This is a genomic window from Flavobacterium sp. UBA5153 (genome assembly GCA_002413745.1).
Lineage (GTDB): Bacteria > Bacteroidota > Bacteroidia > Flavobacteriales > Flavobacteriaceae > Flavobacterium.
Map to the genome: position 1 here is coordinate 16,848 of DHXP01000001.1, position 24,704 is coordinate 41,551.

24 protein-coding genes are annotated in these 24,704 nt (G+C 36.1%); 14 read left to right on the forward strand and 10 right to left on the reverse strand.

Features of this window, described 5'->3' with window-relative positions:
• Positions 1–98: 98 nt before the first annotated feature.
• The 5 genes from B2145_RS00050 to B2145_RS00070 form a co-directional block, all read right to left on the reverse strand.
• Positions 99–707, reverse strand: a complete 609-nt coding sequence (locus B2145_RS00050) for an ATP-binding protein (protein WP_291096878.1) — start codon at positions 705–707, stop codon at positions 99–101.
• A 72-nt stretch (positions 708–779) separates the two neighbouring features.
• Complete coding sequence (locus B2145_RS00055) at positions 780–1,664, reverse strand: transcriptional regulator (RefSeq protein ID WP_291096880.1); 885 nt, start codon at positions 1,662–1,664, stop codon at positions 780–782.
• Positions 1,661–1,981 (reverse strand): DNA-binding protein, encoded by a 321-nt coding sequence (locus tag B2145_RS00060; protein WP_291096882.1) that lies wholly within the window; start codon positions 1,979–1,981, stop codon positions 1,661–1,663. The genes B2145_RS00055 and B2145_RS00060 overlap by 4 nt, the downstream gene beginning before the upstream one ends.
• Before the next feature lie 233 nt (positions 1,982–2,214).
• The gene (locus B2145_RS00065; protein ID WP_291096884.1) at positions 2,215–3,057 is read right to left on the reverse strand and encodes an RteC domain-containing protein; all 843 of its coding nucleotides are present in this window, start codon (positions 3,055–3,057) and stop codon (positions 2,215–2,217) included.
• 170 nt (positions 3,058–3,227) lie between these two features.
• Positions 3,228–4,478 carry a site-specific integrase gene (locus B2145_RS00070; RefSeq protein WP_291096886.1) on the reverse strand — a complete coding sequence of 417 codons (1,251 nt, stop codon included), beginning with the start codon at positions 4,476–4,478 and terminating at the stop codon, positions 3,228–3,230.
• 469 nt (positions 4,479–4,947) lie between these two features.
• Between B2145_RS00070 and B2145_RS00075 the strand changes: the two genes are divergently transcribed.
• The 14 genes from B2145_RS00075 to B2145_RS00140 all read left to right on the forward strand — a co-directional run bounded on the left by B2145_RS00075 (position 4,948) and on the right by B2145_RS00140 (position 20,636).
• Positions 4,948–6,180, forward strand: a complete 1,233-nt coding sequence (locus B2145_RS00075; RefSeq protein ID WP_291096887.1) for a phage integrase SAM-like domain-containing protein — start codon at positions 4,948–4,950, stop codon at positions 6,178–6,180.
• A 45-nt stretch (positions 6,181–6,225) separates the two neighbouring features.
• Positions 6,226–7,080, forward strand: coding sequence for a hypothetical protein (locus B2145_RS00080; protein WP_291096888.1), 855 nt, complete (start codon positions 6,226–6,228; stop codon positions 7,078–7,080).
• A gap of 85 nt (positions 7,081–7,165) precedes the next feature.
• Complete coding sequence (locus B2145_RS00085) at positions 7,166–7,453, forward strand: helix-turn-helix domain-containing protein (RefSeq protein WP_291096889.1); 288 nt, start codon at positions 7,166–7,168, stop codon at positions 7,451–7,453.
• A 3-nt stretch (positions 7,454–7,456) separates the two neighbouring features.
• Positions 7,457–9,067: a DNA primase family protein gene (locus B2145_RS00090; RefSeq protein WP_291096891.1), complete on the forward strand. Its 1,611-nt coding sequence runs from the start codon at positions 7,457–7,459 to the stop codon at positions 9,065–9,067.
• A 444-nt stretch (positions 9,068–9,511) separates the two neighbouring features.
• Positions 9,512–11,554 (forward strand): N-6 DNA methylase, encoded by a 2,043-nt coding sequence (locus B2145_RS00095; RefSeq protein WP_291096893.1) that lies wholly within the window; start codon positions 9,512–9,514, stop codon positions 11,552–11,554.
• Between the two features lie 14 nt (positions 11,555–11,568).
• Positions 11,569–13,962 (forward strand): EcoAI/FtnUII family type I restriction enzme subunit R, encoded by a 2,394-nt coding sequence (gene hsdR, locus B2145_RS00100; protein WP_291096894.1) that lies wholly within the window; start codon positions 11,569–11,571, stop codon positions 13,960–13,962.
• Positions 13,963–14,099: 137 nt separating this feature from the next.
• On the forward strand, positions 14,100–14,330 hold the full coding sequence (locus B2145_RS00105; RefSeq protein WP_291096897.1) for a DUF2158 domain-containing protein: 231 nt from the start codon (positions 14,100–14,102) through the stop codon (positions 14,328–14,330).
• Position 14,331: 1 nt separating this feature from the next.
• Positions 14,332–14,976 (forward strand): hypothetical protein, encoded by a 645-nt coding sequence (locus tag B2145_RS00110; RefSeq protein WP_291096899.1) that lies wholly within the window; start codon positions 14,332–14,334, stop codon positions 14,974–14,976.
• Positions 14,977–15,107: 131 nt separating this feature from the next.
• Complete coding sequence (locus B2145_RS00115; RefSeq protein WP_291096901.1) at positions 15,108–16,265, forward strand: DUF3800 domain-containing protein; 1,158 nt, start codon at positions 15,108–15,110, stop codon at positions 16,263–16,265.
• Positions 16,266–16,375: 110 nt separating this feature from the next.
• The gene (locus B2145_RS00120) at positions 16,376–16,576 is read left to right on the forward strand and encodes a hypothetical protein (protein WP_291096903.1); all 201 of its coding nucleotides are present in this window, start codon (positions 16,376–16,378) and stop codon (positions 16,574–16,576) included.
• A 2,413-nt stretch (positions 16,577–18,989) separates the two neighbouring features.
• Positions 18,990–19,745 (forward strand): hypothetical protein, encoded by a 756-nt coding sequence (locus B2145_RS00125; protein WP_291096905.1) that lies wholly within the window; start codon positions 18,990–18,992, stop codon positions 19,743–19,745.
• Between the two features lies 1 nt (position 19,746).
• Positions 19,747–20,142 carry a DUF5675 family protein gene (locus B2145_RS00130; RefSeq protein ID WP_291096907.1) on the forward strand — a complete coding sequence of 132 codons (396 nt, stop codon included), beginning with the start codon at positions 19,747–19,749 and terminating at the stop codon, positions 20,140–20,142.
• A gap of 55 nt (positions 20,143–20,197) precedes the next feature.
• A complete protein-coding gene (locus tag B2145_RS00135; RefSeq protein ID WP_291096909.1) occupies positions 20,198–20,473 on the forward strand; it encodes a hypothetical protein in 276 nt (91 codons plus the stop codon).
• A complete protein-coding gene (locus B2145_RS00140; protein WP_291096911.1) occupies positions 20,463–20,636 on the forward strand; it encodes a hypothetical protein in 174 nt (57 codons plus the stop codon). Before B2145_RS00135 ends, B2145_RS00140 begins: the two co-directional genes overlap by 11 nt.
• Positions 20,637–20,859: 223 nt before the next feature.
• Here B2145_RS00140 and B2145_RS00145 read toward each other — a convergent pair whose 3' ends face one another.
• The 5 genes from B2145_RS00145 to B2145_RS00165 form a co-directional block, all read right to left on the reverse strand.
• On the reverse strand, positions 20,860–21,594 hold the full coding sequence (locus B2145_RS00145) for a hypothetical protein (protein WP_291096913.1): 735 nt from the start codon (positions 21,592–21,594) through the stop codon (positions 20,860–20,862).
• Between the two features lie 144 nt (positions 21,595–21,738).
• A complete protein-coding gene (locus B2145_RS00150) occupies positions 21,739–21,918 on the reverse strand; it encodes a hypothetical protein (RefSeq protein WP_291096915.1) in 180 nt (59 codons plus the stop codon).
• A 121-nt stretch (positions 21,919–22,039) separates the two neighbouring features.
• Complete coding sequence (locus B2145_RS00155) at positions 22,040–22,462, reverse strand: DUF6943 family protein (protein WP_291096916.1); 423 nt, start codon at positions 22,460–22,462, stop codon at positions 22,040–22,042.
• A 58-nt stretch (positions 22,463–22,520) separates the two neighbouring features.
• Positions 22,521–22,736 carry a hypothetical protein gene (locus B2145_RS00160; RefSeq protein WP_291096918.1) on the reverse strand — a complete coding sequence of 72 codons (216 nt, stop codon included), beginning with the start codon at positions 22,734–22,736 and terminating at the stop codon, positions 22,521–22,523.
• A 1,763-nt stretch (positions 22,737–24,499) separates the two neighbouring features.
• Positions 24,500–24,704 (reverse strand): hypothetical protein (locus B2145_RS00165; RefSeq protein ID WP_291096920.1); only part of this gene is annotated, 205 nt, incomplete at its 5' end.

Below are 24,704 nucleotides of genomic sequence, written 5' to 3' on the forward strand. Positions count from 1 at the left end.
AGAAGTTATCGGTTGTGTTTTCAATTTTAAGAGTTACACACCCCTAGCCCCTCTCAAGAGGGGAATTAGGAGTGCTTTTCGATAGAGTTGGGATTTCATTATCGTTTGTCTTTGGTGTTTTTGTCGAAGGCGATGAGGTTTAGCATATTTCGGAGGCGGGAGCGAACCCGGTTGCCGTAGGCGGTTTCAATTTCGGTGGCTGATAGGTTGGTTGTGATGTGGGTGTAGATTTTCTTGGAGATAAAAATGTCGTATCTGGAGAGGATTATCTCCGCCATAACATTGCATTCATTCCCGAAGTATTTGAGGTTCTTTTCGGTACCTAAATCATCGAAACAGTAGTTTTTATGTTCTGCATGGGTGTTGTGTCCGTGACTGTACCGATGGATGACTTCGTAACCGTCCTTGATGAATTCAAAGCTGATATCACGACAGGGTTTCAAAAAGAACTTTTTGTTTGGCTGCGGTACGTATCTCATTAATGCCATTAGGGTCGTTTTGCCACAACCCACAGGACCCGAAAGCAAAATTCCCTTGGTAAGATCTAAGTCGAATTTGGCTGCAGTAGTTTCGTCATCCAGGAAATAGGAGATGAGTTTTGTGATGTTGGGGATGTCCTGCTCGAGAAAGCGGAATTTGTTTCCAAAGTCTTTTTTACCTTTTTGTTCGAGCCAAGAGATTAATTCGGGGTAGTTGTAGTATTCCATAGTTGTAGGTTGTAGGTTGTGGTTTGTGGGTTCAACAGATTGCCACGTCGTTCCTCCTCGCAATGACGGGAATCAAAGAGGTTCGGCATAGTTTTTATCGATTACCGCATGCAAATTATAGGCTCGGGATTGTTCTTTTCGGGGAATGTTCTGAGGAACGTTCACCACGAATTTTGTGGTGTTCAGCATCCAGTTTCGTGCGGAAGCTTTCCAATCTATCATTTTTGTCTTTCCTCCAATGAGCCAACCGTTGCTGGAGTAGTAATTGAAAAAACGTTCTGCCTCGAATTCGGAGTATTCCTGGAACTTGAAATAGTCTTTGACTAATTCCAATGTGGGTTTCTCGTCCCTCAACTCCGCTCTGGATGACACGCTCGAAATGACAGATTTGACTTTTTCTTTTTTTGCGGAACTTTTTTCTTTTTGTTTTTTTTCGGGCTTAGCGAATTGGGAAAGCATTTCATTTTGATTTTTTTCTTGATTTTCTAAAAGGAAGGAATCATCTAAAATTTCAAACTCGGGTTCTATATATATGTTTATATTGTTTTTATTAGTTTTATTATTATATATATAGGGCAGTACATTACCCTGTCCATTACCCTGTCCATTAGCCTGTCCAAAATTTGTACTGTCGGAGGGTTTTATTTTAGATTTCGATTTTATTTCGCATGAAAAATCGATCATATTGATTTTGGTTCCTAAATAGATATTAAAAGAAGGGAAATACTCAATAAACCCAAGGAAATTCAGTTCTCTCATACATTTATGATAGGTGACTTTTGAATTTATTTTGCTGGCACTCATGGTTTCCGATCGTGAAATGTAAATAGGGTTTTGGAAGCGGTTTAGGTTCCAGTATTGGAAGAGCGCCAAATAGAGCGAAATGTGTGTTGGTTTAAAGTTTTGCTGCTGACTTATCTTGACAAAAAATCCCGTAAGGTGTTTGATGTAATTCATGGCTTTTGGGTGTGTGTTTTGTCCAGTATTTTTTGAATATCCTCACTGCTATAGTAGAAAATGCTTCCTATACGGGTATATTTTATGGAGTTATTGACGCGAAAATTTTGAAGCGTCGCAGAGGAAATATTCAGCAAATTCCTAACGTCAACAGACCTCAGCCATTTTTTCAATGGTTCGGCTGCAGGTTTATTCAATTGTATCTCCCTGATGAGCAAATTGCTGAAATTGAGAAGGTCTTTTTTGGTCACCAATTGGTATTGCAGCAGTTCAGGGTTTTGAACTTCCGGGAATAGTTTTTTTTCATTGAGTTCCATAATACAAGATTTGATTGTTATGGAGCAAAGCAAGAAAAAGGAAAAGGATATGTTTGCCAAGTTGTTAGCAACTTGCTAAACATTTGTGTATAAAATGACCTAATTAGTAAGAAATAACAGTCATTTGTCAATTGATTTATTTTGGAATTAGAATGATATTCCATAAATTATTAGACACCATAAGATCCTCTCCAACCTATTTAAGGTTTCGGTTTTACAAAAAAGAACGCGATCTAATGATTTTCCGATACCTCTTTGTAATCGAGTATACCGTTTCTTAAAATATCTGTATACTGTGTGGGATTTTCTCTGATTTTGATGTTCCTGAATATTCTGGAATAGTCGTGTAGCTCTATCTTTAAGATAAATTCAAAGGCTCTGACGATTTCCTTGATCGTTACTTTACCATTGTTGATCGATTTAGAACTATGGATCCCATAAATCATTTCGATAGCATTCGTTTTAGTATCAGTCCACACTAAATTGAAACTGTTTTCATGATTATTCGCCGAATTGGTAAGTGAAGAAGTAAGGGTTTTAATTTTATTTTCAATGTAGGCTTTAAGTTTTTTATTTGCCAAAAGAGTGGCTACTTTGTTTCCTTGCGAGGTGGTAAAAACGGGATCATAATCATAGAACGTCATGTCTGGATTGTTCTTGATATCAAACCGATTCCTAACAAAATATTGTTTGTCCAAACCGGTATTCCCAATCCTATAATACCTTAAAAATTCTGAATTCAATTCTAAAAATTGTTCTAATTTTTTGAGGTGTTTTTGGAAGTATCTAATATTTTTTTTGATACTTCCCTCCGGTATTCGGCTTTCTATGTCGTGAATCCCCTGGTAGTAAATTAAATTAGAAGTGAATTTAGGTTTGATGTGCTTAAAGAACTGGATTTCTTCTTCTTCATCGGTAAAGCTATTGATTGTTAAAAATTGCTTCAACTTTTCTACGAATTCAAAACACATCCAAAAAGCATTTTCACTAGTTTTTAAGGGGTCAACATATTCAAAGTCAACATTATTATTTTCGATTTCAAATTCACATAAAAGGTTAGAACTAAATGCTATCATAATTTTAGAGTTATCAAAATGAGTATGTTAGATGTAATAAAATATACTGAGCATTAAATCTAAACTAACTATATTGATAAAAAAATCCTGTTAAAGTATTTGTATTCAATTTATTATATTAAATTGAAGCCGAAATTTAATTTTTTTCTTTGTTTATGGGCATTAACAATTTAAGAGCCGCTTTTTGTCCACTTTTTTTCTGTTGATAAGTTTTTAAATTTGTTTTTCAGCGCCATCATATCATCGCTTACCTTGGAGTCCAGAATCTTAGCGTAATGCTGGGTAGTCTTTAAATTGGTGTGTCCAAGCATTTTGCTGACCGTTTCGAGAGGGACACCATTAGAAAGCGTAACAGTCGTGGCAAAAGTATGGCGGGCGATATGGAACGTCAGTTCTTTGTTGATTCCACACACCGCTGCAATTTCTTTCAAATACGCATTCATTTTTTGATTGGACAAGATCGGCAGCAGAACATTATTAACTCCAGCCTGGGGATGATTCTCATAGTGACTGATAATCTCCTGAACGATAGGCAGCAAAGGAATTTTAGAGGCCGTGTCCGTTTTTTGGCGGGTGGTGAAAATCCACTTGTCCCCGTCAATCCCCATACTGATGTTTGCCTTGGTGAGGTTTTTGACATCGACGTAGGCCAGACCCGTAAAGCAACTGAAGATGAAAATGTCCCGTACCAGAGCGAGGCGATTAATGCCGAAATCCTTGTTGATCATAGTGTGAATTTCGTCCTCGGATAAATACTCGCGGATGACTTCGTTTACTTTTGATTTGTATCTAGCAAATGGGTTTTTAGTCAGCCACTCGTTGTCGATACACTGGTTAATAATCTTATGGAAATTTTTGACGTATTTCACCGCTGAGTTGTTATTGCACTTGCGGACAGTGCGCAGGTAGAATTCAAATTCGGTTATAAAGGCATAATCAATTTTCTCAATATTAATGTCGGATATTTTGAATTTCCACAGTATGAAATTTTTGACGTGCCTTAGGGATGTTTCATAACGTTCCAGAGTTCCGGCAGCATATTCAGTGCCTATTAATTCTTTTATTTTGCGATTGTGTTCTTCAAAAATGGGAACGAGCATAAATTTACGATCCGAGACACCGAGCAGCTCTTTTTTTAGCGTCTCAGAATTCAGTAAAATGCCTTTTTGGAACAGGTTTTTCTGCGCATCATTAATTTTGGATTTAAGGTGTTCCAGGTGACTGTTTGTTGATCTGGCTTCCTCAGAAGTACCCTTGGCTTTGGCACCCTCCTGTGACCATCTTTCAGGAAGGATTGATTTGTTGGCGCTAAACTCAAAACGTTTGGAGAGGATGGTTACTCTGGCGTAAATAGGGCAGGTGCCGTCGTTACAGGGTTTGGTTTTTTTGATGTAAAAGAGGACAAAGATTGGAGTGTTCATGTTTGGTAGCCTTTTAGTTATTATTAAATTTAAACAAATGAATAACTGTACACAAGATGTCCACTTTTTGTACTGGTGGAAAAATCGTCAAATGGACAGGTTGAGGAGTCGTGGAGGTGTCACTAGATTTTCGAAAACCAAGTGACACCTTTTGAGACACCTTTCAAATGAGATTTAATGAATAATATGGTATACCACAAAAGCAAAAAACCCCACTAAATCCTTGAATTTAGTGAGGTTTGCGATTTAATGTATCTCTACCAGCGGAGAAAGAGGGATTGCAATTTATCAAATCTTCAAAAATGTAAAAACCCTGTTAATACATATAGTGTCAATAAATTCAATGCTTAACAAGGGTTTTTAAATAATTGTCTTTGGATAATTTTGGATAAATTAGGATATATTTTGATAAATGTGGACTAAATGTGGACTAGATTTTGTATTTTTACGGTATATAAAAAGGGAAAATATGGCTTCTATTTATCTACTTCTTCAAAGCAAAAAAAATCCTGCAGTAATCTATGTTCGCTTACGTGATGGAAGAACTTTAGACATCAAAGCTAAAACAAATTATCATATCGATCCCGCAAATTGGGATGAAGCAGAACAGCGACCAACAAAGAAAGCTATGAAGTTAATCGACTTTGCAAACCTGGACACAGATTTAGCTACCTTAAAAACCGACCTTTTGAAAGAGTATAACAAAAGTAAAGGTATTAAAGTTGTTGATGCATTATGGCTTAAAGATTTTGTAAACCCACCACAAGTAGGAGAGAAGTACCCCGACAAATTAGTGGACTACATAGATACGTTTATAGAGTTCAAAAGGGTTGATGTTAAAAGTACTACCATTGTTAAATGCAACGTCATTAAGCACCTCTTGCAGCGTTACCAGAAGCATATAAAGTCTATTTTATACATACGTGATATTGATGCAAAATTCAAAATGGATTTCGAGAAATATAGCCTTAGTGTTGGTTATGCTCCGAACACCACAGCAAGAAACATTCGTTTTATAAAAACCTTTTGCAAGCACGCAAAAACCAACGGTGTAGAAACCCACCATCAACTAGACAGTATCAAAGCTAAGTACTTTAAAGTTGAAAGCATCTATTTAAACCCACAGGAAATTGAAAGTATAGAGAAAGTCAAAGCGAAAGATTTAACCGAAGGATTAGAAAACGCTCGCGATTGGTTATTGATAAGCTGCTATTGTGGTCAGCGGGTTTCTGATTTTTTACGCTTTGAAAAGTCAATGATTAGATACGAGAAAAACAAAGCCGGACAACTAAAACCTTTAATCGAGTTTACACAGGTTAAAACTGATAAAATAATGACTATTCCCTTGCACTCAAAAATTATGGAAATACTCAAAAAATATGATGGTGATTTCCCTCGAAAGATTTCAGATCAAAAGTATAATGAACACATAAAAAAAGTTTGCAAAGCAGCCGAAATAAAGCAGCCTACACACGGTGTGAAATTCGACAAAGACACAAAGAAGAAAGTAGAAAAAAACTATGAGAAATGGGAATTAGTGTCGAGCCATATTGGACGTAGGAGCTTTGCCAGCAACAATTATGGCATTATCCCAACCTCGTTTTTGATGTATATCACTGGTCACACAACCGAAGGAATGTTTTTAACATACATTGGAAAGAGCAACAAAGATATTGCAATGGAGTTGACAAGCTACTTTTAATTAATTTGTAAACCAACTATTACTAACTATACTATACCTTCATCAATGATTCCAGAAGAAAACGTTTCTACACAAAATAGACCAATTGCAAATTTTGAATACCTCTTTCAATATGATGGTTTTAATGATATACGTCAGAGGTTTATGAATACCGATGAGGAGGGTGATTCCTATGATCCTGATACTGATACTAAAACTTCGAGATATCTTAATGGCAGTACCTTAGAGTTTTATTATGCTAAAAAAACGTTTAAAGAGCATTATAGCAGTATGTTGAATAAGCAGTATGGATTAAGTTGTAAAAACATTGATAATCATTACTATGAGCTTAAAGACGACGTTGTAATTATGAATTTCTTTAAAAGTACCCTTTTACTACTAGATCATCTGCTAACTGATGTAGAAAATAGTAAAGATTTAAATGTTTACCCTGAGAATATAGCGGTTCTGAATAAATTAATTAAATTCATTTGCATTAAATATGAACCTTACATACCAAATGGATTATCTGAAAAAAAACTAGGTACAGATCTAAATGCCGACAAAGATGATGATCAAAACGACATTCTAAAATCGACTATTGAAGATTATCTTGAAGAGTTCAAAGATGAGATTAATAGTGATGGCTATGAAAGACTTGTTGGTGCTTTATCTGAATATTTTGCAAAGGGTGCATTCCCTGTATTAAATAGCAAAATTAATTTTAAAAAGATAAATAAAAAAAGGGTAGGTTGGGCTTTAAAAGAGCTTTATAAATCTGAAAAAATCGAAGATTTAGACATTGAATATTTTCGTTTTGCTAAAGAGAGCATTAATCTATTCGCTAATGAAGTTATAGTAACAGAAGGGTTTAATAAATCAAACTTTTATAAATCATTCACTACAAACCCAGCAAAATAATACATACACCTAATACACTTTTGTTACACTTCTGACCACCAGATACACTTTGGATGTTTGCAGCTCAAACTTTAAATATTGAGTTATGCAAAAAAATGCTATTCTTCTACAAGATCTATCACTGGAACAACTTCAACAACTGATAGGCACATCCGTTAAAGCCGGAATTCAGGAATTTCAAAATGAACTTCAAACAAAAGACAAGTCCGAGGAATTACTTTCCCGCGATGAAACCTGTAAATTTCTCAAAATCGACAGCAGTACGCTATGGGCTTGGACCAATAATGGTAAAGTCAAAGCGTATGGAATAGGCGCAAGAAGATACTACAAAAGAAGTGAGTTGATGGACTGTCTAACATTACTAAAAAAATAAGCGATGGATAGCACTAACATACTAACCACCGCCCAATCTGCTGACGCTGACAAAGATACAAATAATTTAGAAAACACATTTATTACTAAAAACAAAATTGAAGTACCCCTCCCAAAAACTGCAGATGAGATATTTCAAGAGCTAATAAAAGGTGTGGAAAAAATAGATTTTGAAAGTTTAGCCTATAATGGATCTTGTGAAAATAATATTGAAGAATCAACCCCAAACGATGAAGTTATTTCTTTGAAAAAAGAAGAAAAGGGAATAAGTGAAAAAAGTGAAAAAGGTGTAAAGAAAGAGCAGCAAAAGAAATTGAGCAGTTTTACACTTACAAAGAACCACTATATTATTATTTGTGTTGAAGAACTTATTAAAGTAGCCAAATTAAATAATTGGGGTTTATGTAAAAAAAACGGCAATATCTACCTCTATAATGGTGCCTATTGGACTGAAATTGAAAGAGAGCGTTTCCAGTTTTTCTTGGGAGAAGTCGCTTTAAAAATGGGTGTGGAAAAATTCAAAGGAAAGATCCACACATTCAAATCCGATTTGTATAAGCAGTTTATGGCAGACTCATTTATGGCTGTATCCCCAAACAATAAAGATGACGTGTTAATCAACTTACTAAATGGTACTTTTGAAATTATGCCTGCCAAAAGAGGGTTAAGGGATTTTGATCAAACTGACTTCTTAAAGCACCAATTGTCGTTTGAGTATAATATAGTAGCACCTGCTCCACTATTTCAAAAGTACTTAGACGAGGTTCTGCCGGATAAAGACAAACAAAAAGTACTTGCAGAATATATGGGTTATATATTTATTAAGCCAAGTCTTTTGAAACTTGAAAAAGTGCTTTTACTTTTTGGCACAGGCGCTAATGGGAAAAGTGTATTCTTTGAGATTATTAGTGCTCTTCTAGGGAATGAAAATATGAGCAACTATTCATTACAAAGCTTGACTAATGAAAATGGATATTTCAGGGCAAAATTAAGTGGAAAGCTTCTGAATTATGTATCTGAGTTAAATTCTAATTTCGAGACATCAATCTTCAAACAACTGGCGTCTGGAGAACCAATTGAAACACGTTTGCCGTACAAAGAACCTTTCATATTAACTGATTATGCAAAGTTAATGTTCAATTGTAATGAATTGCCCAAAGAGGCGGAACATACAAATGCCTTTTTTAGAAGGTTTTTAATCATCAAATTCGATGTAACTATTCCCGAAAGTGATCAGGACAAGGAGCTTTCAAAAAAAATTATTGTAGCTGAATTGTCTGGGGTTTTCAATTGGGTTTTGGCAGGGCTTGACAGGCTATTGAAACAAAAGAATTTTAGTAAGTGTGCTGCAATCGACAATGCTCGAAGCGAATATGAAAAACAAAGCGACAGTGTACAGCTTTTTGTTATTGAAAATGGTTTTGAAGTTTCAACAAGCAAGTATATTTTGATTTCTGAGCTACATAAAATATATAAAACATTTTGCCTTGAAGATGGTTATAAACCCTTAGGGAAGTCTAAATTTATTGAACGTCTAAATTATCTAAACTTATTTGTTAAACGCTTAAACGCAGGCAATGTAGTTTATCTGTCAGGTGATGTTCCAAAAACTTAAAGACAATTTTTAAAGGTTTGGTTTTAGCTACACATTTTACACTTTTTGCACGATTTTATAAAAATCTGTAAGATGTTAATTTTGTCGAAGGTGTAAATAGTGTAAAATGTGTAGTTTTAAAATGAACATTTTTTCTTTATCAATTAATATAGGTTTTGTAATATTCCGACCAACCACCCCCCATTCCTTCTCAAGATAAAGTACGTCACTAAAACGTACTCCATTCTTGAGAAGGATTTTTTTTAAATAATTTACCCGTTTTACGGTTTCCCGTAAACCAATCACAATCCAAAACCATATCTTCGGAAAAAAGTTCATAACTATAAATTGGGCATACTCAATTGTAGTTATTTTTCTATAAATTAGCGGAAGAAATTGAATAAGAAGATTTCTGAGTTAATATATCAACACAACATTTACCCTATAAAACACAAATAAAAATTAATGTTTCAACAGACCTTTAAGAATATAGATGATATCCTGCACAAGGATGCCGGTTGCGGAAGTGAATTAGATTATGTAGAGCAAACCTCTTGGGTATTATTCCTAAAGTATCTGGACGACCTAGAGAAAGACAAAGCCACTGCAGCTGAACTTACAGGCAAAGAATACACGCCTATTATTGCTCCGGAATACCAATGGAACACTTGGGCTTCTCCTAAAGACAAAGACGGCAAACTAAACCACCATACAGCTTTAACAGGAGACGATTTAGAGGACTTTGTAAACATTCAACTGTTTCCTTACTTCAAGAAATACAAACAGTCTGCCGAAAGTGCCGACACCATAGAATATAAAATAGGCGAGATATTCTCCGAGCTGAAAAACCGCATACAAAGTGGCTACAACTTGCGCGAAATCATAAACCGCATAGACGAACTCCGTTTCCGTACCCACGCAGAGAAGCACGAAATGAGCCACCTCTATGAGGACAAGATTAAGAATATGGGCAACGCAGGGCGTAACGGTGGCGAATACTACACGCCTCGTCCTTTGATTAAAACCATTATTAAAGTTGTCGCTCCCGAGATAGGGCAAACCATTTATGATGGAGCTGTGGGAAGCGCAGGTTTCTTGTGTGAGGCGTTCGATTATCTGATGAAAAGCAGAAAGTTGACCACCTCTGACATTACCACCTTACAAAAGAAAACCTTTTACGGCAAAGAGAAAAAATCACTGGCCTATATCATTGGTACAATGAATATGATCCTCCACGGAGTCGAAGCACCAAACATTGTACACACGAACACCCTTGCCGAAAACATTGCAGACATACAAGAGAAAGACCGCTATGATATAATTCTTGCCAACCCGCCTTTTGGAGGAAAAGAACGTGCCGAAGTGCAACAAAACTTCCCTATAAAAACGGGAGAAACCGCTTCGCTGTTCTTGCAGCATTTTATAAAAATACTCAAAGCAGGAGGAAAAGCTGGTATAGTAATTAAAAATACCTTTTTGAGCAACGCTGACAATTCTACAATTGCTATAAGAAGGATGTTGTTGGAGAATTGTAACCTACATACTATCTTAGATTTACCAGTTGGAACTTTTATTGGTGTTGGGCAAAAAACTGTTGTGTTATTTTTTGAAAAAGGTAAGCCTACCTCAAATATTTGGCATTATGAATTAAAAGTTGAGAGAAGTTTGGGTAAAAGGGAGCCTATTAATGAAAATGACTTCGTCGAATTTATTGAATTTCAGAAAGAATTTAAAATCAGTAATAATTCTTGGTTTAGAAATATTTCAGAAGTTGACAAATCTAATTATGATTTAACATTAAATAATCCCAACAAAAAACTTGACGTCCATATTAGACAATCAAATGTAATTTTACCTGAATTTGATATGCTAACGGCTGATACAGCTGATATTTTAAAAAGTCAATTATTTCATAAACAAATTGAAGAATTGTCTTCTTTTGATTTTAGTACTTGGGAGAAATCTACTGTTGGAAAGGTGTGCGAATTTTATAACGGAAAAGCACACGAGAAAGTAATTGATGAAAATGGTGATTATATAGTTGTTAATTCAAAGTTTATCTCAACTGATGGTGATGTCAAAAAATATACTGTAGAACAAATTTTCCCATTGTATGAGGGTGATGTTGTTCTTGTAATGAGTGATCTGCCAAACGGAAAAGCATTAGGAAAATGTTTTTTAATTGACGAAAGCGATAAGTATTCATTAAATCAACGAATTTGCTCTATTAGGTCAGAAAGGTTCAATAGTAAATTTTTGTATTATCAGTTAAACAGGAATAAGCATTTCTTAGACTTTAATAATGGAGAGAATCAAACCAATCTGCGGAAAGGTGACATTTTGGATTGTCCAGTTCTAATACCTCCAGTAGCTGTTCAAGATAGGATTGTAGAAATTTTGGATAATTTAAAAGATGACACTAATCAAATAAAAGTTAATGTTAAAGAAACCTCAGTTTTAGTAGATGAATTACAGCAATCAATATTAGGGTTACCTTTTAAGTTCTAAAAAAAAAGTATAGTATGAACGAAGCAGAAACAAGAGCGGAACTTATAGACCCGAAGTTGAAAGCTTGCGGTTGGGGTGTTATAGAAGGATCAAGGATTCTTCGTGAAAGAAATGCAAAAATCACTGACGGCAAGATACAAACAGGTGGTGGCAGAGCCAAACCTATGATTGCAGATTATATTTTAGTTTATAAAGGTATAAAGTTGGCTGTTGTTGAAGCAAAAAGTAATGAACTTGAAGTAGGCGAAGGCGTGGCACAAGCCAAATTATATGCCGAAAAACTTAACCTAGAAACTACTTATTCCAGTAACGGAAAAGAAATTTACAGCATCTGTATGAAAACAGGTGCAGAAGGATTAGTCGATAATTATCTTTCTCCAGATGAACTGTGGCACAAAATATTTGCTGTTCAAAACGAGTGGAGAGAAAAATTTGCTACTGTTCCTTTCGAAGATAAAAGCGGTACTTGGCAACTGCGCTACTATCAGGAAATTGCGGTGAACAATACCTTAGAAGCCATTGCCAATGGCAAAGATCGTATTTTATTAACCCTATGTACAGGTTCTGGAAAGACCGCTATCGCCTTTCAAATCGCTTGGAAATTGTTTCAAACACGATGGAACTTGAAACGTGATGGAAGCCGCAGACCAAGAATTTTATTTTTAGCCGACCGAAACATTTTAGCAGACCAGGCATTCAACTCATTCTCTTCATTTCCCGAAGATGCTTTGGTACGCATTAAACCCAGTGAAGTTAAAAAGAATGGACGTGTACCAACAAATGGAAGTATCTTCTTTACCATTTTCCAATCGTTTATGTCGGGCAAAGACAAGGAAGGCAATCCAATACCAAACTACGGTCAATACGCCCCAGATTATTTTGACTTCATCATTATAGACGAATGCCACCGTGGAGGTGCAAATGACGAAGGAAACTGGAGAGGTATTTTAGACTACTTTGCTCCGGCAGTACAATTGGGATTAACAGCCACACCCAAACGAGTTGACAACGTTGATACCTACAAATACTTTGGCGACCCAGTTTATATCTACTCTCTCAAAGAAGGTATTAATGATGGTTTCCTGACACCATTTAAAGTAAAACGTATAAGCACAACCCTTGACGATTATATCTACACCAGCGACGACCAAGTCGTCGAAGGAGAAGTTGAAGAAGGAAAACAATACAAAGAAGCAGACTTCAATCGCATCATCGAAATAAAAGCAAGAGAGGCAAAGCGTGTCAAGATTTATATGGACGATGCCAATCAAAAAGAGAAGGCAATTATCTTCTGTGCTATACAAGATCACGCAGCAGCTGTCCGAGATTTAGTGAATCAATATAAGACTTCTAAAGACCCAAATTACTGTGTCCGTGTTACGGCCAATGATGGCGAAATAGGAGAACAATTTTTGCGTGAATTCCAAGACAACGAAAAGACAATCCCAACGATTCTCACGACCTCACAGAAGCTCTCAACTGGAGTAGATGCTAGGAATATAAGAAATATTGTTTTGATGCGTCCTGTGAACTCTATGATAGAATTCAAGCAAATTGTAGGGAGAGGAACACGCCTTTTTGATGGGAAAGATTTTTTTACCATTTATGATTTCGTTAATGCATACCACCACTTTGCAGACCCGGAATGGGACGGAGAACCTATCGAAGATGTCTGTTCTAAATGCGGTCAATCTCCCTGTGGTTGCCAAAAGCCAATGCCTAAACCTTGTGCCATTTGTGGCCAACAACCTTGTAGTTGTCCTAGTGAGCCAAAGCCTCCTTGTCTCAAATGCGGACAACAACCTTGCGTCTGCAAAAAGAAGGTAAAAATTAAATTAAGGAACGGTAAGGAGTTTGAAATTCAACATATGATGGCCACTTCCTTTTGGAGTGCAAACGGCACACCTATTTCCGCAGAGGAATTTCTGAATAACCTGTTTGGCGAATTACCTAACCTCTTCAAGAGTGAACAAGAACTAAGAGAGCTTTGGAGCAATCCAATGACCAGACGAACATTACTAGAGAAGTTAGACGATGCAGGTTTTGGCAAAGAAGAACTAGCCACTTTACAGCAACTTATAGACGCTGAGAAGAGCGATTTATTCGATGTGCTAGAATTTGTTTTCAATAGCGATATCAAGCCAATGACAAGAGAGGAAAGAGTCGCAGCTGCACAAGCTACTATCTTCGCCTTACTCGACAACAAACAAAAAGAGTTCATAGAATTCGTTCTGAGTAAATACATAGAAACAGGCGTAGAAGAGCTAGATCAAGAAAAACTACCGATTTTACTAACAAACAAATATCAATCTCTAGAGGACGCAAAAGAGGTGTTAGGCAATGTGTCAAACATCAGCAAACTGTTTGTGGAGTTTCAGAAGCATTTGTATGAGGAAAAGGTGGCGTAGGGATAGTAATTAGGTATTGGATTAAACATAGATATTATCATACTTATCTAGCTGAAATAGGGCTTTGAATCATTTTACCATACATATAAATGAGTTGTAGGATATTCTCCGAAAACTGAATAAATCGAAAGAAACTTATGAAAGAAATTGTACAAGGAAATGTAGTGAAATTAAAATCAGGTGGTCCAGAAATGACTGTTTTAAGAGTTATTGGCCAAGAAAATTCTAATTCTAGAGAAATTCATTCAGATAAATTATACGTTTTCGGTGGACATAATATTGGAGATGTAGTTTGTGAATGGTTTGATAAATTAGATGCAAAATGTAAAATATTTAAGTCCTCATCATTAGAATTAATAAAAGAATAAAATGAATGTTCAAACTAAATCAGGCGTAGCAAACATATCAGGATTGACAGATTGTTGCCCATATTGTTTCAAATCCATAACACCAAATATTATATATGGATATCATAAAGTAAGTAGAAAACTTGATGTCTTTTTAAGCTGTCCTGACAGTGATTGTTTAAATTCTTTTGTAGGCGAATATGAAAGTAGTTCATCTAGCACATACTATTTTACCAATAAGCTGACAAAAGGGAATATAAAATCTGAACAGTTTAATCATATAATTAGCGATGTATCTGCAAATTTTGTAACAATCTATAATCAAGCATATTATGCCGAACAAACTGAATTGTTAGAAATTTGTGGTGTTGGATATAGAAAAGCACTAGAATTTTTAATTAAAGAATATTGTGTTTTAAAAAATCCAGAAAAAAAAGAAGGAATCGAAAAAAGTATGTTGGCAAAATGTATTGCTGATTATATTGATGATAGCCGAATAAAGAAAGTAGCAAAACGCGCAACTTGGCTTGGAAATGACGAAACTCACTACATAAGAAAATGGGAAGGTAAAAACCTTACTGATTTAAAAACTCTAATCAAACTTACAATTCATTGGATTGAAATGGAAAAACTAACAGATGATTTTGAAAGCGAAATGCCCGATTAAAGCACATCCTACAACAGCTGTTTTGATATAGTGTGTGATTTAGTGGAATTAGCGTTTCGCATCAACTTTTGTGGTTTAAAACTCGCCCATCTCAAATCTGCACACATTAACCAGCAAGCCGAAAACCAAATATGAGCAAAAAAATTGGATTCATTGATGAGTCGGGAGACAAAAGCATTCATTTTGAGAAAGGTGGAGTAACTACATATTTTGTAGTTAGCGCAATAATCATTGATGAAGAATCCGTATCCCAAGTGCGTGAGCAGTTTCAAGAAATTTCTTCAAAGCACACCCAAGCTCCCGAAATTAAATTAAATGCTAAAGCGTTTCAAAATATAGAAAAAAGACTAGAATTGCTAAAGGCAGTCTCAAGTCTTGATTTTCGAATTTACAGTGTGATTGTTGACAAACGTAAAATATTTGAAGATAGCGGACTACAATTTCGGAACAGTTTCTATAAATATATAAATGGGTTGTTAGACCGTGAACTTTACGATTATTATCCGTACCTAGAATTAATTTCTGATAAGCACGGCACGGATAAGTTTATGGAAGGCTTTGTTACTTATGTTGAAGAAAATCATAAACAAACAGAACTATTTAAGGGTCCAACATTTAGTTTCAGCGATAGCAAAGATGAACCACTAATACAATTAGCAGACTTTGTTGCAGGAAGTATAGCTAAGTGCTATGAACCTGAAAAGTTTGATCCACGAAATAGGGAAATACTTGACATTTTAGACAAAAAAATTCTCCATCTACGCGAATGGCCCGAAGTGCCTTTAAAATTTTTCGGTAAGGTTGATAATGTTGATGAACAATATAACCAAGAATTAGTCGACTTCATTTTCTTTCGAATTAATGAGTTCATCCTGTTACATCAAGACACAACAAATCCGGAAATAAAAAATCAATTAATCAGTATTTACTATTTGATCTTTCGTTTCAAAAAGAATCCGTACTCATACGTTTATTCAGATGAAATAATCGATAGAATAAGTGTTCGTGGAATAAACATTAGCAAACGTGTTTTAAATAAAGATATAATTGCCAGGTTGCGAGAAAGCAAAATTCTGATCACGAGTTCGTCAAACGGATATAAAATCCCTTGCAGTAAAGCCGACATTATGAGATTCTACAACAACTATAGTTCTAAAATTATTCCGATGATCGACACAATTGGTAAAGTCGACATTGTCATTAAAAATGCTACCTCGGGAAATATTAATCTATTAGAAAATGAGGAATACAGATTGTTGAAAGATTTAATCGAAACGGCCAGCAGGTAACTCACATCTCTAGCCATATAGAATTTTAGTGCAGGGATGGTTTCTAAGGTATAAAGACTCGATTAGAAAACCTTAACTTGAGTTACTTAAAGGAACTTTTAAAAAGAAAAATGATGAATATTGTTTATTTAATCGGCGTTGTAATTATCTTAAAATTTGCTCATTCTGTCTACAAAGGGCGTGGTGTAGATGCAAAGCAATTACCAATCAACTGTAATAGTGAGACAGATATAATTGACATTAAACCGTCAATAGAAACACCTCCAGAAATACCTGTAGAAATACCAAAGAGCTTAGGTAAAAATACCTAGTTGTATCCTACAGATGATTTTGGAAAATTGGAAGAGGGTAGAGCTCTTTAAAATCATTAATAACAAGGTTATACTAGAACCCAAAAAAATGTTGATCTAGTTGTTTGTGGAATTCCAGAAGCATTTGTATGGAGAGAAGATGACGTAGAGGTAGTTTTTATTTAACATTTTCGGTATAATAGTAACAGCAGCTTGTCAAAAGGTCTCTCTCCGGTCGAAAATTTTGTTACGTGATTCTTTTCCAGTCAGTTGTCGGTGGAAATACCTCCACCTTCCGTTCCAAAGCACTTCACAGCCCAAAAAATCACAACAGCTAGAAAAAAGCAGTTGTGATTTTCTGCTGTTCGTTAATCATCTCCACACATTTTCTTACTTCTTTCGTAGAAGCTACCACATCCACATCACAGCTTCATCTCATTTCTCTCCGTAAAACTTCGATACATTCAATTCAGCAGTGCTATGCCTGTCGCTTCTAGTTTCGCAGCGGCTCGCTCTTATAACTTGCAGTTGGCGTGGCTCCACTTTGCTGTGCCCTTGCATAAGGAACGCTAACGCTGTCTTTATATTTTCCCCAACGAAACGCTCTCAGTATTTCACATCACTCCGTAAACTGCATTCTGTTCCCATACTGAGGCTGCAAGTTATTTACCGCGAACGCCGCACCTTGTTCCTCAAAAAATTCCATAAAAATTCCATTTTTCTCCGGTACTGCCGGGCGTTTTTTTACCAAGAACCTTTTCCTAAAAGATAAAAAATTCAAGCAAATTTAGAGTTCATTCCTCACTTTCAGTCGGTCATCCCTCCCTCCATTTCCGTTCGTCATTTCCTCAATTTGGAAAGCTTTCTTTTTTTTTCTTTTTTTCTTTTTTTCTTTTGAAAAATTTGGTGATGAGCTGCAATTTAAGATATCCTATGCACAAGTACAGTAACCTGCTCATATAATGCCCCACCCCTTTTATATATTTTCGATTCCTATATTATATTATCAACGGGGTAGAGCTGCTTTATGAGACCTTTTTTTTACTTATTATAGCTACCCTATAGGCTTGGTCCTAATAAAGATATTATTTACTCCGGTGTTAATGTTTACTTAGCTTAAAAAGCTCTTATACAAGCCGTTTTTCAACAGCTAGGAGGTTGTTTTAACTGCTTTTCAAATAACTTCGCACCAGATCTAACGCTGTTAATACCATTTTGCGACAGCAACAACTTGAAAATCCCTAGAGTTATATTGAATAGGCTATAAATTTCTAAAAATTTTTATTCCTATGCGCGTGGCTAGTCACTATATACAAAGCCCCCCGGTCAATTCCCTGGGGAAAATAAAAATGGGAGGTAAAATTTCTAATCCAGTTTTTTGTTTGATTTAATTTTGAGGGAGGGAGTCCTCTAAAAAAAAATAGTATAACAGCTGCTTAAAATTACCAATAGACATAGAGTTGGAATGGAATACGAAGCCGTACATAGACGTTTTCTATGAAAAGCTTCCGATGTGTCAGGAGTGGAATTTACAAGCTAAAACCAGCGTAAAAGGATTATATTCTATTGTAAATATTTTTTTTTATGTGGTATAGTAAGAATGTGGGCTAAATGTGGGCTAGGATAGGAAATAAAAAACCCTAACTAGCTGATAATCAGTCGTTAGGGTTTTAAAAAAGCGGAGAAAGAGGGTCTTATTTATTTTAGAAAAGTGGCGTAAAATAAGGCTTCGCAAAGCTTTTATTTTAAGTGACACCTCGACTGACACCTCTTAATTTGATGCAAATTATATTAAATTCCAAGTATTCAAATATAGGGATAATTAAATGAATTATGAAATAAAAACACCATAATTTGAATAGGTAGCATACCATTTATTGAACTGGTTTGGTTCAAATTTTGAACATCTAAAACGCAGTTTTTATCCAACTATTAAAGGTTCAACCTGTTCAATTTTCAGACTGGTGTACTGGCAAAACTCCTCTATGCTTACAAGTTCATATTCAAGCTTTCTGAGCTTCTTTCTGATTGTTTGCATCATTCTAACACTTTGGCGATAACTCTTTCCGGTAATGCGTTGTATATCCTTCGGGTAGATACACAACCTCTTGTTTTCGATTTTCATACACTATCTATAGCTTTGACTAGGCTATGGTATACATAAAACTACTGTAAACCAGTTTGCTAGACTCAATAAAATTAGTAAAAAAAACCTTTCGATTTGCAAATGCAATTTACTCCAATTTTTGACGGCAATAAATGGTCATTTATGTCGATTTGTGCCATTTGTGTCGAATAGTGACATATGGAGTGGTAGTGGCTTTTTTATGTGGTTTAATTGGCTAAAATTTGTTTGGAAATCAATCGGGAGATGTTGCAACGGGATGATGATTGAGGGAATTTGAAACGATTATTAATTTAAATTTTAGAAATTATGGCAAGGCAAAAAGGCATAATTAAGTTGAAAGGTACTATCGGAGATATTACTTTTTACAAAACCAAAGACGGACATCTGGCTCGTGAAAAAGGTGGGGTTGACGCGAGCAGAATCAAGAGTGATCCTGCGTTCCAAAGAACTCGTGAAAACGGTGCTGAATTTGGAAGAGCCGGAAAAGCCGGCAAGATTTTGAGAACGTCATTGAGATCTATGCTTATCAATTCTGCCGACAGCAGAATGGTGAGTCGATTGACTCAAGCGATGGTTAAAGTAATCCAAGCTGATGTAACTAGCGTGAGAGGATTACGAAATGTGATTGATGGCGAGGCGGAATTGCTAGCCGGCTTTGAATTCAACATCCAAGGGAAACTGGGCACCAGTTTGTTTGCGCCATTTGTGGGTGTAATAGACCGTGGGACAGGAGAAATCTCAGTTGATTTAGCGGAATTTATTCCAGCTAACATGATTGCTGCACCAAGTGGAACCACACATTTTAAAATCATTTCGGCAGGTGCCGAGATTGATTTTGAAGCAGAAACGTTTGTTGAAGCTCATTCAGAAACTGCTATTCTTCCTTGGGATGCCGTGGCTACGGTTGCCATCAACCAGGTGAATGCAGTTACTCCAGCAAGCACAAAACCATTATTTTTGGCTTTGGGAGTGGAATTCTACCAAGAAGTAAATGGACAGATGTACGCCTTGAAAAATGGCTCATACAATCCATTGGCCTTGGTTCAGGTGAGCGGCTTGTAAGGTGGTTTTAGAACTATCAAGAACTTATTTCCCTGATGGAACCAATGGTAAACTCGAATGCGATGGCAAATTCATTTGTAACACTATTGAATTGCCTTGGAAGAAAAACGAAACGAAGGTTTCCTGCATTCCGGAAGGGAAATATTTTATTAAAAAGCGATACAGCAATAAGTTTAAATGGCATTTGGAAGTTTTGGATGTAATAAATAGAAGTTTAATTTTATTTCATCCTGCCAATAATGCCCTGCAAGAATTGAATGGCTGCATTGCTCCAGTGACGAAACTTTCTGGACCTGGTTTGGGTCTAATGTCAAGAAAGGCTAATGCCAAATTAAAAGACTTGGTTTATAAAGCTTTGGATAGCAAAGAAAGTATCGAATTGATTGTTAAATCTTGATTCCCGTTCCCGTCTTCACGGGAAGGACAAACGGGAATGATAAATGCATAAAAAGATGAAATTAGTTGAACGAATTAATGCACCCACACCCAAGTTTTTCAAGATATTGAGAAGTATTGGTTTGGCTTTGTTGGCCATCAGTGGAACAGTTGTGGCTGCACCCATTGTTTTACCCGCAACTGTGGTCGCTGTTGCAGGTTATATGGCAGTTGCAGGAGGTGTCATATCGGCGGTTAGTCAAATGACAGTAGCTGATGAGATCCTTCCCTTCGACAAGCTCAGGACAGGCTCGGCTCAGGATGACAATAATAAGCCAAGAGATGGAGACTAATATTTCCCTCCGAGCTGGAACCGTATCTGGAACATTTTTGAGCATTTTGCCCAATATTCTTTCGGAAGATATTGCAAAAACAGTTATCTTAGCGGTCGTGGGAGCCACCGTAAGTTTTATGGTTTCGCTCCTTTTAAAATGGTTGACAAAAATCAATAAATAAATAGTCTGGTTATGATTGGTAACCTTTTCTGGACTAGCTAAGAAAGCCTAGTCGTGACTAGGCTTTTTTATTTTAACGTTCTGGCGCTTGGAGTGGCTGGGGAGTTAATAGCAGAGTATTTTTGGCTGAACGAAAATATGATTGAAAATGCTAATTCCACTAAATCCCCAGTCAATCCAAACGCCTGTTATGCCTTCGTGCTTCTTCTTCCGCCACATTTATTTTATAATAGTTTCTCCCAAATAATTGTCGCAACCAGTGAACCCAAAGTTCCTATTATAAATGCTGAAATTGTAGATAACACAAGCGTCCAAACAGGGTATTTTTTAATTAAGTCAGCAAGTCTATAATACAACCCCTTTTTTATTGCTTTCAGCTCTTCTTGAATTGTGGTTATTGTATTCAAAGGCACTCTTTCTATGGTCAATCTTTGAACGCATGAGTCACAAATGATGGGTTTGTTGGTTGAGTAAACTACGTCACTTTTTATGCCATTCATATCAAATAAACAGCCTCTGGTTTCGTCATGAGTAAAGGTTGTTACTTCGTCTCTTGACGGAATTTTGTTTCCGTGTCTTTTGTAAATAAGGGTATAGGAATAAAGAAGTCTGTAAACAAGATTTTCAATCGGAATGTTACTAATATTCAGGATGTCTGCCATTTCGTAAAATGTCATACAAATTCTATTATCAGTAAAACGCCTTGCATAGTAATTGTCTTCTAATGGAACATGGGTCATTGCTATTAAAAAGTCGCCTTCAAAAGTGTCAGGGAGTTGCTCTACAATATTCTCATCTGAAAATTCCCAACTTAAACCGTCGGCATTATTGATTATTGAATAGTTGTCAATTTGCCCGACAATTTCAAATACGTCAGATTCCCAATTTGATAATTTCGTCTTATCAAGGTCAACTGGAAGTTGTCCGAGAATTATTAATTTGATTTTAATCTTACTCATTTCCTATGGTGTCGTTTTTAGCATGAGGCATAATTTGTAGATTGGTCTGACAAAATCATCATAATCCACGCTTATTTGGGTTGCTTTGTCTGACAAACATCAGACTTTATTTCTTTCAAATATACATAATTATAAGATTTAGTTTCAGATTTCCTCGAAAATATTCAAAGTAACTTCTTCGATAACTACTACCGCATAAGAGCAATACAATCCGTTGTATTTTGCGCAGTCCATAGCTTTTGGTCTGCTGTCAAATATTCCGTAAAAGACTCTTGAAATTTTGCTTTTCCAAATATCGGTTTGGTATAAAATAAACAGTTTCATATATGTAAGTTTTAATTTTTAAGCGGTCATATATGTTATCGCCTTTACTTATTGGTGTTTGCTTGCACAAACTAGTTGTTAGTGGCGATTTCATAGTATAGATAATTTAGGTTAAAAAACATTATTTACTGCAATAGCGGTTCAAAATCACTTTTCGCATTTCGTTGATAAGTACAATGTTCTGATGCAATTGATCCTCTTTCTGTTCCAGCAACCTCAACGCCTGGACTTGTTTCTGGTGCAGCTCGTGTTCCTGCATCATTTCATTGACTTTAAAATCAAAATCTTTTTTAAAATCCTTGATACGCAAGAATGGAATTACGGACCCAATTAAAAATTGGTGCCAGAAGTTTGATTTCCAAAGGCTGTAGGCGAGCCAACAGACTGTTTCGGTATCCTTTTTGTCTGGACAGATGATTACAAAGCTGTTGGTAAAAGGTTCTTTTTGGGGTTTTCCGCTATTCATTCCTTTATTGAGAATAAAGATTTGGTTTCCTTTGTAAACAGTGTTTTTTTGGTGTGTTTTGATGATGAAATTTAGCATGGCATCGGATTTTATATGATGGCTGAACTTTGATTTTTAAAAGCGAGTTTTCACGGAGTCAATTCAAATATTCGATACTCATAAGGCGCAAAAAGAGTCCGAAATCTCGGGTTTCGTTTAGCCTGTCTAAAAGTCTTAAGGCTTCTTCTTTTGGCATTTGGAACCGGTACAGAAAAGTATCACCGCCTTTTATCAGTTTGTCTTTTTGGATACTGTAAACATAATCTCCGATAAAATCCCCGCCTTCGATGATGTAATATACTGGTGTTTTCATGGTGTGTAGATGTTAGTTTTTGAATATCAAACCTTTAAAAAATATTTTTTTCGGAAATCAAGATTTTAAAATCTGTAATTAATGAAGAAAAAGAAAGCCATCTCCAAAAATCAAATTTCAAATAAGAAAGGAAAAAATTAAAAATACGCTCTAGAAAAGAAAGCCTCCGGTAAAAAAATATTTCCCGTCAAAAAAAATCAATCAAATGCGTAGCTTTTGATGATTTTTCACTGGACTTCTTATTTTTTTCTTCCTCCGGGGGCTATTCTTTTCAGAGGAAGATTTTTTATTTTTAGGCGTGCCGGTTCTTTTGTTTTGAAATTTGATTTTGACCTTTGCTTCACTTTTTTTTTATTTCCTCGAAAAACGTACCTGATCGTAATCGGATGTTATGGCTGTTGAATTTTAGTCGGAATATGATTTTTAGTTATTGCAGCTTGACTTGATTCCACTGAATGTCAATCGGAGTAAAGACATTATTTTATGCAGTTGCAGCACGGGATAATTCCACTATATGTGTTTTTTGCGTAATGGAGGGACGGGGAAGTGGAGGAAGCAGACGCGAAAAATACCGACCCAGCAGTGCTTTGGCTCACGAGGTAAAAATGCCAAAATTAAATTTTTGTGATGGTTCGGAAGATATTGAACGGACGTACTAATTCCACATAGTGTGATGCGAGGTACGTCAGCCATCACAAAAAACTAAAAACAAATTTTTGCCTTGTGAGCCTTAGTAATGCTAGGACTCGGATTTATCGGCTGGTTCTGGAGCTCCCCGTCCTGGAATGGAGCTCTTATTTGTTATGGACATGCAGTCCTCCAGCTGCTGGGCGGAAGCAGCACTATAAGGACTGGCGCTTTTTCGCGCCGAGCCAAAAAGGCTGGAGCCCAGCAGCTGGCACTAAAAATTAACGTCAGACGCAACCCCGCAGCACTTAGGCTGGCAGCCGGATTGTTTCTGCGGAAAATCTAATTCCAATAAACGTGATACGGAGTGCTGTTCTCTGCCAGCCTTAGCGATGAGTGGGATTGCGGCGTTCCTTAATTTAGTGCCCTTATTTTAAACTGCATGTCCTGAACAAAATTTTGTGTACCGTTTCTCGATAGCAGGATGTTTCTGGCTTTGGATCATTTGATTTTTGATATACTTCAAACGGAAGCGGGGTTTTGAAATTTACCGGAATGGTGATGTGAATATGCATCAAAAATCAAATGCTGAACTTTCCTAGTGCGTTGGCAGCAGCGTGAGCAAGTGTATGGATTTTTATTGTGCCGATTTGAAACTGTATGCCACTATGAAAATCCATACTCTTGCTGGCTTTTTTTGCTTTTGTGGGTGCCTGAGAAATAGTGTTCATGTTCAGTTTTTAGTGTTCAGTAGGAATGTGTTGTGAAAATGGAAAGCACCGACAAAAGCAAATGCAAATACTTCCTAGTGCGTTGGCAGTAGCGTGAGCATGTGTATCGATTTTTTATTTGTGGATTGGGATGTTTGTGATTGCTTTTCTTGGTGGCTTGATGCCTATTGTTGTTTAAAGAAGGAAGGTTTAATGTTGGAAAAGCGTTGTTATAGAAACGCTAAGCATTGAGCCACAGAAAAGCAATGGACTACTTTGCTTCTGACAAATAAAAAATGATACTCTTGCTGGCTTTTTTTGCTTTTGTGGGTGCTTTAATCTAATTAGCATTAAATCCACTCTTTTAAAAAGCACCTACAAAAGCAAATGCAAATGCTTCCTATTCTAATTTTTATTCCGTAAATTTCATTCTCTAAATTTTTCAAAAGCTTTATAGATATTGGAATACGAAAGGTTTTCATCTCCAAAACTTTTTGATCTCAGAATAGCTGTTTCTAATTTGTTGTCGGAACATAGGTCAGACACCCATTTTTCTTTTTCAAGAAACATGGTCTTCTTGTCATAATTTCCCATAAACGCTTTCAACCCTTTTTCAACATCTTTCGAATTA

Bases quoted from the DNA above. Each gene is read 5' to 3' on its own strand.
- B2145_RS00155 (WP_291096916.1), bottom strand. From the start codon at position 22,462: ATGCTAAATTTCATCATCAAAACACACCAAAAAAACACTGTTTACAAA.
- B2145_RS00140 (WP_291096911.1), top strand. From the start codon at position 20,463: ATGGAGACTAATATTTCCCTCCGAGCTGGAACCGTATCTGGAACATTT.
- B2145_RS00150 (WP_291096915.1), bottom strand. From the start codon at position 21,918: ATGAAACTGTTTATTTTATACCAAACCGATATTTGGAAAAGCAAAATT.
- B2145_RS00080 (WP_291096888.1), top strand. From the start codon at position 6,226: ATGATTCCAGAAGAAAACGTTTCTACACAAAATAGACCAATTGCAAAT.
- B2145_RS00090 (WP_291096891.1), top strand. From the start codon at position 7,457: ATGGATAGCACTAACATACTAACCACCGCCCAATCTGCTGACGCTGAC.
- B2145_RS00050 (WP_291096878.1), bottom strand. From the start codon at position 707: ATGGAATACTACAACTACCCCGAATTAATCTCTTGGCTCGAACAAAAA.
- B2145_RS00110 (WP_291096899.1), top strand. From the start codon at position 14,332: ATGAATGTTCAAACTAAATCAGGCGTAGCAAACATATCAGGATTGACA.
- B2145_RS00160 (WP_291096918.1), bottom strand. From the start codon at position 22,736: ATGAAAACACCAGTATATTACATCATCGAAGGCGGGGATTTTATCGGA.
- B2145_RS00075 (WP_291096887.1), top strand. From the start codon at position 4,948: ATGGCTTCTATTTATCTACTTCTTCAAAGCAAAAAAAATCCTGCAGTA.
- B2145_RS00085 (WP_291096889.1), top strand. From the start codon at position 7,166: ATGCAAAAAAATGCTATTCTTCTACAAGATCTATCACTGGAACAACTT.
- B2145_RS00120 (WP_291096903.1), top strand. From the start codon at position 16,376: ATGATGAATATTGTTTATTTAATCGGCGTTGTAATTATCTTAAAATTT.
- B2145_RS00135 (WP_291096909.1), top strand. From the start codon at position 20,198: ATGAAATTAGTTGAACGAATTAATGCACCCACACCCAAGTTTTTCAAG.
- B2145_RS00070 (WP_291096886.1), bottom strand. From the start codon at position 4,478: ATGAACACTCCAATCTTTGTCCTCTTTTACATCAAAAAAACCAAACCC.
- B2145_RS00115 (WP_291096901.1), top strand. From the start codon at position 15,108: ATGAGCAAAAAAATTGGATTCATTGATGAGTCGGGAGACAAAAGCATT.
- B2145_RS00060 (WP_291096882.1), bottom strand. From the start codon at position 1,981: ATGGAACTCAATGAAAAAAAACTATTCCCGGAAGTTCAAAACCCTGAA.
- B2145_RS00145 (WP_291096913.1), bottom strand. From the start codon at position 21,594: ATGAGTAAGATTAAAATCAAATTAATAATTCTCGGACAACTTCCAGTT.
- B2145_RS00105 (WP_291096897.1), top strand. From the start codon at position 14,100: ATGAAAGAAATTGTACAAGGAAATGTAGTGAAATTAAAATCAGGTGGT.
- B2145_RS00095 (WP_291096893.1), top strand. From the start codon at position 9,512: ATGTTTCAACAGACCTTTAAGAATATAGATGATATCCTGCACAAGGAT.
- B2145_RS00055 (WP_291096880.1), bottom strand. From the start codon at position 1,664: ATGAATTACATCAAACACCTTACGGGATTTTTTGTCAAGATAAGTCAG.
- B2145_RS00125 (WP_291096905.1), top strand. From the start codon at position 18,990: ATGGCAAGGCAAAAAGGCATAATTAAGTTGAAAGGTACTATCGGAGAT.
- B2145_RS00065 (WP_291096884.1), bottom strand. From the start codon at position 3,057: ATGATAGCATTTAGTTCTAACCTTTTATGTGAATTTGAAATCGAAAAT.
- hsdR (WP_291096894.1), top strand. From the start codon at position 11,569: ATGAACGAAGCAGAAACAAGAGCGGAACTTATAGACCCGAAGTTGAAA.